This is a genomic window from Pseudomonas sp. HMWF006 (assembly GCF_003061205.1).
GTDB lineage: Bacteria > Pseudomonadota > Gammaproteobacteria > Pseudomonadales > Pseudomonadaceae > Aquipseudomonas > Aquipseudomonas monsensis.
This window is the reverse complement of the sequence record NZ_QAIU01000428.1, coordinates 3,809-17,453: the sequence shown is the minus strand read 5'-3', so window position 1 is coordinate 17,453 and position 13,645 is coordinate 3,809. Positions and strand designations below refer to the sequence as shown.

The window sequence follows — 13,645 nt, the reverse complement described above, 5'->3', positions numbered from 1 at the left end:
GTGCGACCCAGGTGCTCGACGTGATGAGCCTGGTGATGAAAGCCAATCCGGTCATGCTGATCGCTACCGGTATTGCCCTGGCGGCCGGTCTGATCGTGGCTTACTGGAAACCGCTCTCGACGTTTTTCATCGGGCTCTGGCAGACCATCGCGCCGGTGGTGGTGCCGATGGCCGAGTTCTTCAGAACGATGTTCAGCTACACGCCGTTGGGGCTATTGATCAGTAACTGGGGGCCGGTCATGGCGTTTTTCTCGGCGTTGTGGGACGGCCTCAAAGCAGTTGCGGCGCCGGTGATCGAGTTCTACAAGACCGTGTTCAACTATTCGCCACAAGGGTTGATTCTGAACAACTGGGGACCGATCGTCAGTCTGTTCTCTTCGATCTGGGATTTGCTCAGGGCGGTGTCGGTCCCCGTGCAGGCGTTTCTCAAGAGCTTCTTCGACTGGTCGCCGCTTGAAGTGATTCAGGCAATCTGGGGCGGTGTGGTCAGCGTGTTCACGGCGATCTGGGATTACATCAAGCTGCCGTTCCTCGCGACCTACGCGATTATTCGTGAGCAACTGGGCTGGTCGCCGCTGGAAAAGATCATCGAGAACTGGGCCCCCGTCACGGCCTGGATTGAAAAGTGGGCGCAGAAGTTTCAGGACGCCATCGCCCCGATCAAGGCGTTTTTCAACGGTGGTTTCGGTGAATTGATTGCCGACGCCAAGGCCCGGGTGGATGTCTTCACTCAGGCTCAGCTGAAAACCAATGCTGAAGGCAAAGGCGAGCTGGCGCCGGTGTTTTTCAAGGGCAACAGCGAATCGCCCTCGATCGAATTGTCGCCTTCGGGCAGCCTGCCGGCCGCAGTGCCGGTGCCAGAGAAGCCGCTGTTGCAGGGCGGCTCACTGGTGCAAACCTCAAACACCCTGATCCAGCAAAGCGCCGCCAACAACCGGACGCAACTCGAAGGCGGCCTGACCGTGCGCTTCGAAAATGCACCGGTCGGGCTGCGCACCGATCAACCGCACACCAATCAACCGGGCCTGGCGCTGTCGTCGCGCATCGGTTATCGCTCGCTGTCCGTGGGAGGTTCCAATGAACTGGCGTGACCGTTTGTTGCCGGCATCCTTTCGCGGTGTCGGGTTCTGGATCGATCAGGCGAAAACCCCGGTCGGTCGCAAAGGTCAGTTGCACGAATATCCGCAACGCGACCTGCCGTTTTTCGAGGATCTCGGCCAGCAGGCCAAGACCCACGATCTGACGGCCTTCATCGTCGGCGCCGATTGCCTGGAGCAGCGCGACAAGCTGCTCAAGGCGCTGGAGCAGGGCAGTGGCGAGCTGGTGCACCCGTGGCTGGGGCGCCTGCAGGTCAAGGTCGGCGAATGCGACATGACCCACACCCGCCAGGACGGTGGGCTGGTCACGTTCACGCTGAAGTTCTATCCCGACCAGCCGTTGCCGTTTCCGACCGCAAGCGTCAGCTCCCAGAAAGTCCTGTTGGCCAAGGCCGACACGCTGTTGGGTTCGGCGGTGGCGCGCTTCGAACAGGCGATGACGCTGATCAAGGCAGCGCGGATCGGCATTGCCAATCTGCGTAACAGCCTGACCGGGGTCTACGAGGTGATCAAGGAACAGCTCCAGCCACTGATCGACCAGTACAAAGAGATCACTGAACTGGTCAAGGCGGTCAAGGAGCTGCCCAAGGAAGTGGCGGCAGAGTTCAAGGGCCTGCTCGGCGATATCAAGGAACTGAAAGCGTTCGCCAGGGAAGGCTACCGCGGCGTGATTGCCGACGTGTCGCAACAACTCGAAGCGATCCGCAAGGCCGATGCGCCGAAGCTCACCACCGGCAAGGACACCACGGCAGCGGCGCAAGCCATGGCCGATCTGGTGCAGGACACGATGTTGGTCAAGGTGGCGCAATGGGTAGCTTCCATGCCCGTGGCGTCGACACCGGTGAAGCTGTCATCGACACCGTCTCTGGATCATCAATCCAGGCAGCCGGTCAGCCGTCAGGAAGTACCGGTCACGGACGACATGCAGGCGTTGCGTGATGCAGTGGCAGTGGCGCTCGATCCGATGCTCGACAAGGCCGGGCCAGCGCATTTTCAAGCGATCAATGACGTGAAGGATGCCTTGAATGCGCACCTCAAGGCTGTCGCCTCGTCTGGTGTGAGACTGGTCAGCAAATCCTTCCAGGAAAGCCTGCCGGCGTTGGTGGTGGCTTACAAACAATTCACCGACGCCACGCGTGTCACTGAAGTGATCCAGCGCAATGCGGCTGCCCATCCCGGGTTCCTGTCGCCCAATGACGTGAAAGTCTCCAGGGAGTGAGCCATGAGCGAGATGGATAATCGCGTCACGCTGACCGTAGGCGATATGGAATACGGCGGCTGGAAAAGTGTTGAAATCACCGCCGATCTCGAGCGCCAGTTTCGTACGTTCAAACTCGATATCACCTGGCAATGGCCGGGCCAGACCGTGGATCAGCGCATCGCCGCCGGCGATGCCTGCGAGGTGCGCATCGGCAAGGATCTGGTCTTGACCGGGTATGTGTTCAAGGCGCCGATCCGCTATGACGGGCGGCAGATCAGTCTGAGCATCGAAGGCAGTTCCTGTACCCAGGATCTGGTGGATTGCGCCGCGATCAATCGCCCGAACCAATGGAAAAACCAGCCGATGCTGAGCATCGTCGAAGCGCTGGCGTCTTCCTATAAGGTCAATGTGGTCAGCGAGATTGCGGAGACGACGCGACTCGGCAGCTACACCATCGTGCCGGGCGAGACGGTGTTTCAATCCATCGACCGTTTGCTCTCGTTGTTTCGGGTGTTCTCCACCGATGACGCGCAAGGCCGGCTGTTGTTGGCCCGGCCTGGCAGCAGTGGCCGGGCCAGTGATGTACTGGAACTGGGCAAGAACATTTTGTCGGCCAGTGCAGCCATGGATTACAGCCAGGTGTTTTCCGAATATCGGGTGATTGGCCAACAAAAAGGCAACGATCAGAAGAGCGGGGCGGCAGTCAGCGAGATCGAGTCGATTGCCACCGATCTGGGGTACAAGCGCCGACGCGTGACGGTGATCAACGAAGGCCTGCAGATCAATCCTGACCTGTCGTTGCAACGTGCCCTCTGGGAAAGCGCCACCCGTGTCGGGCGAGCCCAGACCACGACTTATCAGGTGCAGGGTTGGCGCCAGTCCAATGGTGATTTATGGCGCCACAACACCTTGGTCCGGGTCAAGGATCCGGTACTGGGGTTTGACGGCGACATGCTGATTTCCAAAGTGACGTATTCGCTGTCGGCACAAGGTTCGGTGACCACGCTGCAAGTGGCGCCACCGCATACATTCGATCCTGATCCAACCCCACCGAAACAGGCTTGAGCCTGAACTGTTGTAAACGCCGTTGGACCCTGTGGGAGCGGGCTTGCCCGCGAAAGCGACGGTCGCCGCAACACATCTTTGCCTGACTCACCGCCAACGCGGGCAAGCCCGCTCCCACTGGGTTTGTCTGCGCCTGGCCGAGCCTTGAGGACAACATCATGAGCCTACTGACACGCCTGCTGGCGCGCGGCACCGTCGTGCTCGCCAACTCGGCATCCAAGCTGCAATCGCTGCAAATGCGCCTCACCGCCGGTGAACTGAACGACGACGTCGAGCACTTCGAACCGTACGGGTTCACCAGTCGTCCATTGGCGGGTGCCGAAGGTGTCGTCACTTTTCTTGGCGGCGACCGTTCCCATGCCATCGCGCTGGTCATCGCCGATCGGCGTTATCGCCTGCAAGCACTGGCGGCCGGCGAAGTGGCGATCTACACCGACGAGGGCGACAAAATTCACTTCAAGCGCGGGCGGATCATCGACATCGAAACCGCCACGCTGAACATCCGCGCCACGACCGCTGTGAACGTCGATACGCCGGTGATCAACCAGACCGGCAAGATCGTCTCCACCGGCGACCAGCTCGCCGGTGGCATCAGCCAGATCAAACATGTGCACGTCGACGTGCAGCCCGGCAGCGGCAAGACCGGTGCGCCGGCAGGAGGCCAGTGATGTTTGTCAGCCAGAACCTCCACGCTGCACTGACCCGTGCCGTGCTCATCAGCCTGTTCACCTGGCGCCGTGCCGCCAATGACGACGCCCTCGACGACGATGAACGCTTCGGCTGGTGGGGCGACAGTTTTCCCACCGTTGCCGATGACCGTATCGGCTCGCGGCTGTGGCTGTTGCGCCGGGTCAAGCTGAGCCGACAGACCCAGATGGACGCCGAGTTCTATGCCCGCGAAGCCCTGCAATGGCTGATCGACGACGGGCATTGCCGTGCCATCGACATCATCAGCGAACGCCTCGACGCCCAGCGCCTGAACCTGCGCACGGTCCTGACCCTGGCCGACGGCGAACGTCTGGACATCAACCCCGATAACAGTTGGCAGGTGATCTATGCCGTTTGAAACCCCTTCGCTGCCGGTGCTGATCAAACGCACCCAAAGCGACCTGGCCGGCGATTCGCTGCGCCAGTCCGATGCACAAGTGCTGGCCCGTACCCTCGGCGGCGCGGTTTATGGTCTGTACGGATATCTCGACTGGATTGCCCAACAGATCTTGCCCGACAAGGCCGATGAATCGACGCTGGAGCGCATCGCCACTTTACGTCTGAACCAGCCGCGCAAGCCTGCACAAGCGGCCACCGGCAGTGTGAGTTTTACTGCGTCTGCCGGAGCGGTGCTGGATGTCGATACATTGCTGCAGTCGAACGATGGCCGCACCTATAAAGTCACCACGGCGCGCACCACTGGCAATGGTGTCAACGGCACGACCATTGCCGCACTCGAGGCCGGTAGTCAGGGCAACGCCGACGCGGGCCTGGTGCTGACCCTGGTGCAACCGGTCCAGGGGATCACCAGCAACAGTTTCGTGGTGCGGGAGCCCGGCATGACGGGCGGTGTCGCCCGGGAAAGCCTTGAGTCCCTGCGTTCGCGGGTCATTCGCTCCTATCGCCTGATCCCCCACGGCGGCTCGGCGCAAGACTACGAAACGTGGGCGCTGGAATGCCCGGGCGTCAGCCGCGCCTGGTGCCGAGGCAACTTTCTCGGCCCGGGCACCGTCGGCGTTTTCATCATGCGCGACGACGATCCGCAACCCATTCCCAATGCCGAGCAATTGGCCGAGGTTCAGGCTTACATCGAACCGCTGCGTCCGGTAACGGCCGATGTCCGTGTGCTGGCGCCGGTGCAGGTGCTGGTCAATTACCGACTGCGCATCACCCCCGATACCAGTGCGGTGCGCGCCGCCATCGAGAACCAGTTGCGGGATCTGCACAACCGCGAAGCAGGTCTGGGTGAAACCCTGTTGCTCAGTCATATCGCCGAAGCCATCAGCAGTGCGACCGGTGAAACGGACCACACCCTGGTTTCGCCGGCGGCCAATGTGACCGCGGCCAACAATCAGTTGCTGACCTTTGGAGGTTGCGAATGGCTGTCTTGAGGGGTGTCGCGCAATACCGCAACCAGTTGCGCAGCCTGCTGCCCAGCGGTCCTGCCTGGGAGCTGGAACGCCTGCCGGAACTGGATCAGGTGCTGCAGGGCGTCGCGGCAGAACTGGCGCGGCTGGACGCACGTGCGGTCGATCTGATCAACGAGATGGATCCGGCCGGTGTCAGCGAATTGGTGCCGGACTGGGAGCGAGTCATGAACTTGCCCGATCCATGTCTGGGGGCCACGCCACTTTATGACGACCGACGTCTGGCCGTGCGCCGACGCTTGCTGGCCGTGGGCGATCAGTCGGCGGCGTACTTCGTCCAGATCGCGCGCAGTCAGGGTTATCCCGACGCGACCGTCACCGAACTGCGCGTTCCGCGCATGGGACGTTCGCGTTTCGGCCAGGCCCACTTCGGTACCTGGAAGGCGCAGTTCATGTGGATTCTCAACACCGGTGGGCGCCTGTCGCTGGGGCGCCGTTATGGCGCCAGTTACTGGGGCGAACGTTTTGGCATGAACCCGGGTTCCGCCCTGGAATGCCTGATTCACCGTAGCGCACCGGCTCATACCCAGGTGTACATCAATTATGACTAAGGAATGAATAATGGATTATCCAAAGAGTGTGCCCAGCGTCGGGCTGGTCAATGGCAAGTTTGTCGATGAAAACCCGGTAGCGGGAACGCCGGGTTCGCTGATTCCGGCAGTCTGGGGCAATTCGGTCACCGAAGAGCTGTTGGGCGTGATCAAGGGCGCAGGCCTGACGCCCGATGAAGTCGAGCTCGGCCAGTTGTTTCTGGCTGTGCGCAAGATCAGTCAGACCGGGTTGGTGGATTACGCCATGGATACCGGTACGGCCAACGCTTACCGTGCCACCTATGCGCCGGTGGTACCGAGCCTGGTGGACGGGTTGGTCTTGCGGTTCAAGGCCCTTAACACCAACACCGGTGCCAGTACCTTCTCGGCAAACGGTCTGGCGGCCAAACCCATTGTGGGCGTTGACCACAACGCTGTGCAGGAAGGCGAAATCACTGCCGCCGGTGATGTCTGGGTACAGTGGAACAGCTCGATTGCCGGTGGCGTCTGGGTGATGATTGCCAGCACCGGGATGGTCAAACAGACCGGCAGTGACATCGGCGACATCAAGACTGTGGCCACGGCGGACGCCCCCAAGGGCTGGCTGAAATGTAACGGCGCTGTGGTTTCCCGTACGCAATATGCGGGACTGTTCGCTGCGATCGGCACGCGCTTCGGTGTGGGTGATGGCAGCACGACGTTTGCCCTCCCGGATCTGCGTGGCGAGTTCGTTCGCGGCTGGGACGATGGCCGCAAGGTCGACAATGCCCGGGCGCTGGGCAGCACCCAGGCAGGGCAGAATGCCTCGCACACCCACGCAGCTTCTGCCGCCGCGGCAGGCAGCCACACTCACGGTGCCTCTGCCGCCGTTGCCGGTAACCATAGCCACGGCGGTTTCACCAACGAGTTCGGGGAACACCAGCACGGCATTCTGGCGTCCGGTAACAACACCTCCTACGGCCGCCAGGGTACAGGCAGCGGTCCTGGCGACTATGCAGCCGTTACTTCAGTGGCCGGCAATCACGCGCACGGTCTCTATATCATTGCGGCCGGCGATCACGCCCATACGATCACGGTGAACGCCGTGGGCGATCACACTCACGCCGTATCAGTGGCTGCGGACGGCGGCAACGAGGCGCGGCCTCGTAACGTCGCCTTGTTGTACGTCATCAAGTACTGAGACCCGGCCCCGCAAATGTGCCCGTGCATGCCTGCGGGGCGCGGTTTTTTTCTTTTCACATTGACCGGAGCGAGTGATGGATTTGACCGATCAACAACTGCTCAAGATATTCCCCAACGCCCGCAGCCAAGCGGGCGTTTTTGTTTCTGCGCTCAACGCCGCCATGGCCCGGCGTCACATCGACAGCCCCAAACGCATCGCCGCGTTCCTCGCGCAGGTCGGCCATGAATCGGGGCAATTGCAGTACGTGCGCGAGTTGGGCAACAACCAATACCTGAGCAAATATGACACCGGCACGCTGGCCTTGCGTCTGGGCAACACGCCTGAGGCTGACGGCGACGGGCAAAGGTACCGTGGTCGCGGACTGATCCAGATCACCGGGCGCAGCAACTACCGCCAATGCAGCCTCGGACTGTTCGGCGATGAGCGCTTGCTGTCGTTGCCCGAATTGCTCGAACAACCGCAATGGGCAGCCGAATCCGCGGCGTGGTTCTGGGAACTGAACGGCCTGAACGAACTGGCCGATCGCGATCAGTTCAACAGCATCACTCGCCGAATCAACGGCGGGTTGAATGGCCTGCAGGATCGCCTCGACATCTGGGCGCGGGCCAGGGCGGTGCTATGCCAATCCCCTTGCGAATGATCGGCGTTCTGTTGCTGGCCGCTGGCGCGTTTGCTGCGGCCTGGCAATTTCAGGACTGGCGTTACGGGCGACAATTGGCCGAGCAGGCGCGATTAAACACTGAGACCCTCAATCAACTGACGTTGACGGCTGCCACCGCGCAGCAGGCCGAGCAGGATAAACGTCTGGCCCTCGAGCAACGCCTCGCGGCCAGTGAACAAACCCACTATCGAGCGCTGAGCGATGCCCAACGTGATCAGGATCGCCTGCGCGATCGTCTTGCCACTGCTGATGTGCGCCTGTCAGTCCTTCTCGACGCCAGCGACGTTGCCAAAGGCTGCAACCTGCCAGCCGCCGCCAGCGCCGGCGGCGTGGATCATGCAACCGTACGCGCCCGACTTGACCCGGCGCATGCTCAACGAATTATCGCCATCACCGACACCGGCGACCGCGGACTGATTGCCTTGCAGGCGTGTCAGGCCTATGTCAGAGCGCTGGCGCCCGCACATTTTGAATGAGTCTGTGTATTGAAAGCGCAACCGGCTCGTGTACGGTGGTAGGCATTCCACCCGATCCGGAGCGCGCCGTGAAAGACCTCACTCAACTGGCTGCCGAACTTGGCCGACGCCTGCAATTGCTCAACGCCCACGTCACCACCGCCGAGTCCTGCACCGGCGGCGGTATTGCCGAGGCGATCACCCGCATTCCGGGGAGTTCGGCATGGTTCGAGGCCGGCTACGTGACGTACTCCAACCGACAGAAAACCCAGCAACTGAATGTGCCCGCCGAATTGTTCGGTACGGTGGGCGCGGTCAGTCGCGAAGTAGTCGAGGCGATGGTGCGCGGCGCTCAGAAACACAGCCGGGCGCGGTTTGCCGTGGCGGTCAGCGGGATTGCCGGCCCGGACGGCGGCTCGCCGAACAAACCGGTGGGTACCGTATGGCTGGCCTTTGGTGTCGGCGATGCGCTGAGCAGCGAAGTTCAGCACTTCCCCGGCAACCGCGACGAGGTTCGCCGACAAACGGTGAAGGCCGCGCTAGAGGGGCTCCTGCGACTAGCGGCACGAGAAATCGAAAATCAGGGGTAGGCGATCCGCGAACGCTGTGGAATAATACTGGCTACTTATACAGGTGTTGGCCGTCAGGCCTTATTGATTACGTGAGGACTTTAATGGACGACAACAAGAAGAAAGCCTTGGCTGCGGCCCTGGGTCAGATCGAACGTCAATTCGGCAAGGGTGCCGTAATGCGTATGGGCGATCAGGACCGTCAGGCGATCCCGGCCATTTCCACTGGCTCTCTGGGTCTGGACATCGCACTCGGCATCGGCGGTCTGCCAAAAGGCCGTATCGTTGAAATCTACGGTCCTGAATCTTCCGGTAAAACCACACTGACGCTGTCCGTGATCGCCCAGGCGCAAAAAGCCGGCGCGACCTGCGCATTCGTCGACGCCGAACACGCCCTCGACCCTGAGTACGCTGGCAAGCTGGGCGTCAATGTCGATGACCTGCTGGTGTCTCAGCCGGACACCGGCGAACAGGCCCTGGAAATCACCGACATGCTGGTGCGCTCCAACGCCGTTGACGTGATCATCGTCGACTCCGTGGCAGCCCTGGTACCGAAGGCTGAAATCGAAGGCGAAATGGGCGACATGCATGTGGGCCTGCAAGCCCGCCTGATGTCCCAGGCGCTGCGTAAAATCACCGGTAACATCAAGAACGCCAACTGCCTGGTGATCTTCATCAACCAGATCCGCATGAAGATCGGCGTGATGTTCGGCAGCCCGGAAACCACTACCGGTGGTAACGCGCTGAAGTTTTATGCCTCGGTTCGTCTCGACATCCGCCGTACCGGCGCGGTGAAGGAAGGCGACGAAGTGGTCGGCAGCGAAACCCGCGTCAAGGTTGTGAAGAACAAGGTCGCTTCGCCGTTCCGTCAGGCCGAGTTCCAGATTCTCTACGGCAAGGGTATCTACCTCAACGGCGAGATGATCGACCTGGGCGTGCTGCACGGTTTCGTCGAGAAGTCCGGCGCCTGGTATGCGTATGAAGGCACCAAGATCGGTCAGGGCAAGGCCAACTCGGCCAAGTTCCTGGCGGACAACCCGGAAGTCGCCGCCAAGCTCGAAAAGCAACTGCGTGACAAACTGCTGTCGCCAGCCGTGATCGCCGATTCCAAGGCCTCTGCAGTCAAAGAGACTGAAGACGACCTGGCTGACGCTGATATCTGATTGCAGCGATGACCACCGCCGTACTTGATACCCTCGTCGCGGTGCGGCGAACCGCCATGGACCTGCTCGCACGTCGCGAGCATGGTCGAGTCGAGTTGACGCGCAAACTGCGCCAGCGCGGCGCTGAGGCGCAGATGATCGAAACAGCCCTCGACCGTTTGACGGAAGAGGGGCTGCTGTCCGAAGCCCGTTACCTTGAAAGCTTTGTTTCCTACCGTGCCCGTTCCGGCTATGGCCCTCTGCGAATTCGTGAAGAGTTGAGCCAGCGTGGCTTGCAACGTGCCGATATCGAAGTCGCCCTGCGCGAGAGCGGTATCAGTTGGCAGGAGCAACTTCAGGAAACGTGGCAGCGAAAGTTCTCCGGGCAGCTCCCCAACGATGCCAAGGAACGGGCCAGACAGGGCCGTTTTCTAGCTTATCGGGGGTTTTCGATGGAGATGATCAACCGCTTGTTCAGCGGCAGGCACATGGACGATTAACACGGTTAAATAAAAAGCGGCCCGCTATGGAAATAGCGGGCCGCTTTTTTTTTTGCCTTCAAATAACCTTCGACGGTTCGCGACTGCGTTGCGCGATTTGTGGTGCGGACTGTGCCCAGTTTTCCGGCAGGTTGATGTAGTCCACCAACGCACGCAAACGTCCGTGATTGCGGGCGTTGAAGGCAAAGGCAAGCCGCACCAGATGACTGAACTGTACTTCATCGTGTTCTTCGCCGCTGTAGGCGTGTTGATGAAACTGGTCGCTCAGGCACAAATCGGCGAAGGCTGACTGCATGTGCTCAAGCGCCTGATCGCTGAGCTTGTGATTCATGCGAATCACGAACTGACGCTTGAGCCAGCGGCTGGAGTGGAAGTTGCTGTAAAACTGATTGATCTCTTCAACTGCTTCTTCGACGCTGTAGACCAGACGCATCAGCTTCATGTCGGTGGGCAGGATGTAGTGGTTGTCCTCCAGTTGCTGGCGGATAAAGTCCATCGCGCCCTGCCAGAACGTGCCGCCCGGTGTGTCCAGCAAGACCACCGGGACCAGCGGGCTCTTGCCTGTCTGGATCAGTGTCAGTACTTCCAGTGCTTCATCCAGCGTGCCGAAGCCACCCGGGCACAGCACCAGCGCGTCGGCTTCCTTGACGAAAAACAGCTTGCGGGTGAAGAAAAAGTGGAACGGCAGCAGATTGTCGGTGCCGTTGACGGTGGGGTTGGCATGCTGCTCGAAGGGCAGGGTGATGTTGAAACCGAGGCTGTGATCACGGCCGGCCCCTTCATGCGCGGCCGCCATGATGCCGCCCCCGGCCCCGGTGATGACCATCATGTTCGAGCGAACCAGGGCGGCGCCGAGTTCTCGTGCCATGGCGTACAGGGGATGTTCGACTGGCGTGCGCGCCGAGCCGAACACCGTGACTTTGCGTCGTCCCTTGAACTGTTCCATCACCCGAAACGCCTGCTCCAGTTCACGCAGGGCTTGCAGGGTGATTTTGGCGTTCCAGCGGTTGTGGTCTTCCTGGGCCATGCGCAGCACGGTCAGGATCATGTCGCGGTAGATGGGAATGTTCGGGCTGTTGGGGGAAACACGGTTGAGTTGTTCTTCGACCTTGCTGATGAGGTCGGGGCCGTTTTCCTGAAAATGACGACTGAGCAGGTCATTCGGTTGGTAAGGCATTCAACGTCTCCTTATGCACAGAGCGAGTGGCCCTGACATGCGGCGTCAGTGCCGCGCTGCAATAACACTTCCGATCGGCAGGTCCTTGGCCGCCGTTTGCACGTGATCGGGAATACTCTGAATCTAGACCCTTGCGAGCATTTACGCTGACTTGATCATTGCGCCGCAACGTTGTGCCTGGCAACCGCTAATGGAGGTAGGACCGATCTCGTCACCGCTCGTCCGAACGTACGCCGGCGGCCAAACGCTCTGATTAACTAACTTAAAGGCGCCGTACGACAACTTTGCGTCACGACCGTACGCAAGGTGCACGCTATTCAAGGATTAGCGGTTGGCAAGGAGGCGGGACACATGGCCAGAGTGATTCTGGAGATTGATGCGCAGTTGTATCGGATGTTGAAGGCATCGGCCGAGGCCAATCAAATCAGTCTCGAAGAGGAGTGCTGCCGCAGACTGGCAGGCGGGGAGCGTCGTTCACGCTATTTACAGGCCTTGCTGGCCGAACTGCGCGCCGAGGATGAACAGCGGCGCGCCAATTCACGATGATTACTTCTTCTTCGCCGGGGCCGCTTTCGGGCAATCCGATTCCTGATAGCTCGCGGAGCCGATCGCCTTGTTGGTTTTCACTTCCGTGAAGTCGTAACGCATGATCGCGCCCTTGGCCATCAGTTTGCGGTACGACGGGTTGTTGCACACCGAGGCGCCCAACTGGAAATACACGGCTTTGGGGTCGGCGCGCATTTTGTCGGCGTGGCTTTGTTGCACGCTCAGGTGGTTGATCAGTTGCGTGCCTTCGACGGTGTAGCCTTGATCGAGAATGTCTTCATTGATGGCCCGTGGCGTGCCGACGCTGCTTTGGGCGGCGACGTTGCGCAGCTCTCTGTTCAGATTCTGCTCACTCAAGGATGCCGCTTGAGCGGTGAAGGACGACGCCAGCAGAATGGCAGCGGTGGGAACGATTAGGCGCAGCATGAAACTCTCCTGATTCGGTGACTGGTGGTTCGACCAGCCAAGGGGCTGTGCGTTCAGTGGCGGCGAATTATAGGGGAGCCGGTCTGGACGGTACAGGCTTGTGCCCGTCGCTCTGGTAAACTGCCGGCCTTTATTGCCTTGCCGAGTGCTGTTCGTGTCGAGTTTTCCTGTCTGTCGGCGTTGCCTGCGATGAATCACGCCCCCAACGCCGTAGCCCGCCTGCGCGATCAGCGCGAGGATGAGGGCATCAAACCGATTCAGGCCCGTGGCTTTCGTTCCGAACGTTGCCGCGATTGTCGGGTGATCAGCAGCCATTGCCTGTGTGCCTGGCGGCCAAGTGTAGAAACGCGCTCTGGCGTGTGCCTGATCATGACCGGCAAGGAAGTGTTCAAACCGAGCAACACCGGTTGGCTGATTGCCGATGTGGTGCGGGACAACCATGCATTCATCTGGTCGCGCACCGAGCCCGACCCGCAGATGCTGGCGCTGCTCAACGACCCGCAATGGCAGCCGTATCTGGTGTTCCCCGGCGAGTACGTCGAACCGTCGCGGGTGACCAACGCCGTTGCCGCCGATAGTCATAAGCGCCCGCTGTTCATCTTGCTCGACGCAACGTGGACCGAAGCGCGCAAGATGTTTCGCAAGAGCCCGTATTTCGACCGTTTGCCGATCCTGAGCCTGCTGCCCGACAAACTGTCGCGCTACCGCTTGCGCCGTTCGACCCGCAGCGAGCATCTGTGCACCGCCGAAGTGGCAGCGTTGTGCCTGGAACTGGCGGGCGACAGCGACGCCGCCTCGGCGCTGGATGCCTATTTCGACGTGTTCAGCCAGCATTATCTGGGCGCCAAACAGCAACGGGACGTCAACGAGTCGACGCCGGCCCATGCCGAGTTGCGACCCTTTATACGAAAGCCGCAAGCGGTGTTGGCCCAATAGTGGCCCATACTGTACAGCGCAG

Annotated in this window: 16 protein-coding genes and 1 pseudogene; 15 read left to right on the top strand and 2 right to left on the bottom strand. The window is 60.7% G+C overall.

From position 1 onward, the window contains the following. The 13 genes and pseudogenes from DBR24_RS18060 to recX all read left to right on the top strand — a co-directional run. Nucleotides 1-1,091 (top strand): annotated as a pseudogene (locus tag DBR24_RS18060) (phage tail protein); the annotation flags it as partial. After that, nucleotides 1,078-2,316, top strand: coding sequence for a DNA circularization protein (locus DBR24_RS18055; RefSeq protein WP_128615428.1), 1,239 nt, complete (start codon nucleotides 1,078-1,080; stop codon nucleotides 2,314-2,316). The pseudogene DBR24_RS18060 and the gene DBR24_RS18055, both read left to right, overlap by 14 nt. Before the next feature lie 3 nt (nucleotides 2,317-2,319). Then, nucleotides 2,320-3,363: a phage baseplate assembly protein gene (locus tag DBR24_RS18050; protein ID WP_128615427.1), complete on the top strand. Its 1,044-nt coding sequence runs from the start codon at nucleotides 2,320-2,322 to the stop codon at nucleotides 3,361-3,363. A 158-nt stretch (nucleotides 3,364-3,521) separates the two neighbouring features. Continuing rightward, nucleotides 3,522-4,031 (top strand): phage baseplate assembly protein V, encoded by a 510-nt coding sequence (locus DBR24_RS18045; protein WP_123465164.1) that lies wholly within the window; start codon nucleotides 3,522-3,524, stop codon nucleotides 4,029-4,031. Further along, entirely contained in the window at nucleotides 4,031-4,429 is a 399-nt protein-coding gene (locus DBR24_RS18040) for a phage GP46 family protein (protein WP_123465166.1), read from the top strand. The genes DBR24_RS18045 and DBR24_RS18040 overlap by 1 nt, the downstream gene beginning before the upstream one ends. After that, nucleotides 4,419-5,462: a baseplate J/gp47 family protein gene (locus tag DBR24_RS18035; protein WP_128615426.1), complete on the top strand. Its 1,044-nt coding sequence runs from the start codon at nucleotides 4,419-4,421 to the stop codon at nucleotides 5,460-5,462. Before DBR24_RS18040 ends, DBR24_RS18035 begins: the two co-directional genes overlap by 11 nt. Then, on the top strand, nucleotides 5,450-6,049 hold the full coding sequence (locus DBR24_RS18030; RefSeq protein ID WP_123465170.1) for a YmfQ family protein: 600 nt from the start codon (nucleotides 5,450-5,452) through the stop codon (nucleotides 6,047-6,049). Before DBR24_RS18035 ends, DBR24_RS18030 begins: the two co-directional genes overlap by 13 nt. 10 nt (nucleotides 6,050-6,059) lie before the next feature. Then, the gene (locus DBR24_RS32675) at nucleotides 6,060-7,208 is read left to right on the top strand and encodes a phage tail protein (RefSeq protein WP_128615425.1); all 1,149 of its coding nucleotides are present in this window, start codon (nucleotides 6,060-6,062) and stop codon (nucleotides 7,206-7,208) included. A gap of 76 nt (nucleotides 7,209-7,284) precedes the next feature. Continuing rightward, nucleotides 7,285-7,851, top strand: coding sequence for a glycoside hydrolase family 19 protein (locus DBR24_RS18020; RefSeq protein WP_128615424.1), 567 nt, complete (start codon nucleotides 7,285-7,287; stop codon nucleotides 7,849-7,851). Beyond that, on the top strand, nucleotides 7,830-8,348 hold the full coding sequence (locus DBR24_RS18015) for a lysis system i-spanin subunit Rz (RefSeq protein WP_128615423.1): 519 nt from the start codon (nucleotides 7,830-7,832) through the stop codon (nucleotides 8,346-8,348). The genes DBR24_RS18020 and DBR24_RS18015 overlap by 22 nt, the downstream gene beginning before the upstream one ends. Nucleotides 8,349-8,416: 68 nt before the next feature. Then, the gene (locus DBR24_RS18010) at nucleotides 8,417-8,917 is read left to right on the top strand and encodes a CinA family protein (protein ID WP_123465177.1); all 501 of its coding nucleotides are present in this window, start codon (nucleotides 8,417-8,419) and stop codon (nucleotides 8,915-8,917) included. Nucleotides 8,918-9,000: 83 nt separating this feature from the next. Continuing rightward, nucleotides 9,001-10,059, top strand: a complete 1,059-nt coding sequence (gene recA, locus DBR24_RS18005; protein WP_003222269.1) for a recombinase RecA — start codon at nucleotides 9,001-9,003, stop codon at nucleotides 10,057-10,059. A gap of 8 nt (nucleotides 10,060-10,067) precedes the next feature. Beyond that, nucleotides 10,068-10,538 carry a recombination regulator RecX gene (gene recX / locus DBR24_RS18000; protein ID WP_123465179.1) on the top strand — a complete coding sequence of 157 codons (471 nt, stop codon included), beginning with the start codon at nucleotides 10,068-10,070 and terminating at the stop codon, nucleotides 10,536-10,538. 58 nt (nucleotides 10,539-10,596) lie between these two features. On the opposite strand, the gene DBR24_RS17995 is transcribed toward recX, so the two are convergent. Next, nucleotides 10,597-11,715 (bottom strand): TIGR00730 family Rossman fold protein, encoded by a 1,119-nt coding sequence (locus DBR24_RS17995; RefSeq protein WP_128615422.1) that lies wholly within the window; start codon nucleotides 11,713-11,715, stop codon nucleotides 10,597-10,599. A gap of 351 nt (nucleotides 11,716-12,066) precedes the next feature. Here DBR24_RS17995 and DBR24_RS17990 point away from each other — a divergent pair, with 351 nt between their 5' ends. Continuing rightward, complete coding sequence (locus tag DBR24_RS17990) at nucleotides 12,067-12,261, top strand: hypothetical protein (RefSeq protein WP_123465183.1); 195 nt, start codon at nucleotides 12,067-12,069, stop codon at nucleotides 12,259-12,261. On the opposite strand, the gene DBR24_RS17985 is transcribed toward DBR24_RS17990, so the two are convergent. Further along, entirely contained in the window at nucleotides 12,262-12,687 is a 426-nt protein-coding gene (locus tag DBR24_RS17985) for a PA3611 family quorum-sensing-regulated virulence factor (protein ID WP_123465185.1), read from the bottom strand. It lies immediately after the preceding gene. 189 nt (nucleotides 12,688-12,876) lie between these two features. On the opposite strand from DBR24_RS17985, the gene DBR24_RS17980 reads away from it, so the two are divergent. Next, entirely contained in the window at nucleotides 12,877-13,623 is a 747-nt protein-coding gene (locus DBR24_RS17980) for a tRNA-uridine aminocarboxypropyltransferase (protein ID WP_123465187.1), read from the top strand. Nucleotides 13,624-13,645: the final 22 nt, after the last annotated feature.

What these genes read in the sequence shown, in the direction of transcription:
- DBR24_RS18055 (WP_128615428.1), top strand. Translation starts at nt 1,078, where the DNA reads ATGAACTGGCGTGACCGTTTGTTGCCGGCATCCTTTCGCGGTGTCGGG.
- DBR24_RS18050 (WP_128615427.1), top strand. Translation starts at nt 2,320, where the DNA reads ATGAGCGAGATGGATAATCGCGTCACGCTGACCGTAGGCGATATGGAA.
- DBR24_RS18045 (WP_123465164.1), top strand. Translation starts at nt 3,522, where the DNA reads ATGAGCCTACTGACACGCCTGCTGGCGCGCGGCACCGTCGTGCTCGCC.
- DBR24_RS18040 (WP_123465166.1), top strand. Translation starts at nt 4,031, where the DNA reads ATGTTTGTCAGCCAGAACCTCCACGCTGCACTGACCCGTGCCGTGCTC.
- DBR24_RS18035 (WP_128615426.1), top strand. Translation starts at nt 4,419, where the DNA reads ATGCCGTTTGAAACCCCTTCGCTGCCGGTGCTGATCAAACGCACCCAA.
- DBR24_RS18030 (WP_123465170.1), top strand. Translation starts at nt 5,450, where the DNA reads ATGGCTGTCTTGAGGGGTGTCGCGCAATACCGCAACCAGTTGCGCAGC.
- DBR24_RS32675 (WP_128615425.1), top strand. Translation starts at nt 6,060, where the DNA reads ATGGATTATCCAAAGAGTGTGCCCAGCGTCGGGCTGGTCAATGGCAAG.
- DBR24_RS18020 (WP_128615424.1), top strand. Translation starts at nt 7,285, where the DNA reads ATGGATTTGACCGATCAACAACTGCTCAAGATATTCCCCAACGCCCGC.
- DBR24_RS18015 (WP_128615423.1), top strand. Translation starts at nt 7,830, where the DNA reads ATGCCAATCCCCTTGCGAATGATCGGCGTTCTGTTGCTGGCCGCTGGC.
- recA (WP_003222269.1), top strand. Translation starts at nt 9,001, where the DNA reads ATGGACGACAACAAGAAGAAAGCCTTGGCTGCGGCCCTGGGTCAGATC.
- recX (WP_123465179.1), top strand. Translation starts at nt 10,068, where the DNA reads ATGACCACCGCCGTACTTGATACCCTCGTCGCGGTGCGGCGAACCGCC.
- DBR24_RS17995 (WP_128615422.1), bottom strand. Translation starts at nt 11,715, where the DNA reads ATGCCTTACCAACCGAATGACCTGCTCAGTCGTCATTTTCAGGAAAAC.
- DBR24_RS17990 (WP_123465183.1), top strand. Translation starts at nt 12,067, where the DNA reads ATGGCCAGAGTGATTCTGGAGATTGATGCGCAGTTGTATCGGATGTTG.
- DBR24_RS17985 (WP_123465185.1), bottom strand. Translation starts at nt 12,687, where the DNA reads ATGCTGCGCCTAATCGTTCCCACCGCTGCCATTCTGCTGGCGTCGTCC.
- DBR24_RS17980 (WP_123465187.1), top strand. Translation starts at nt 12,877, where the DNA reads ATGAATCACGCCCCCAACGCCGTAGCCCGCCTGCGCGATCAGCGCGAG.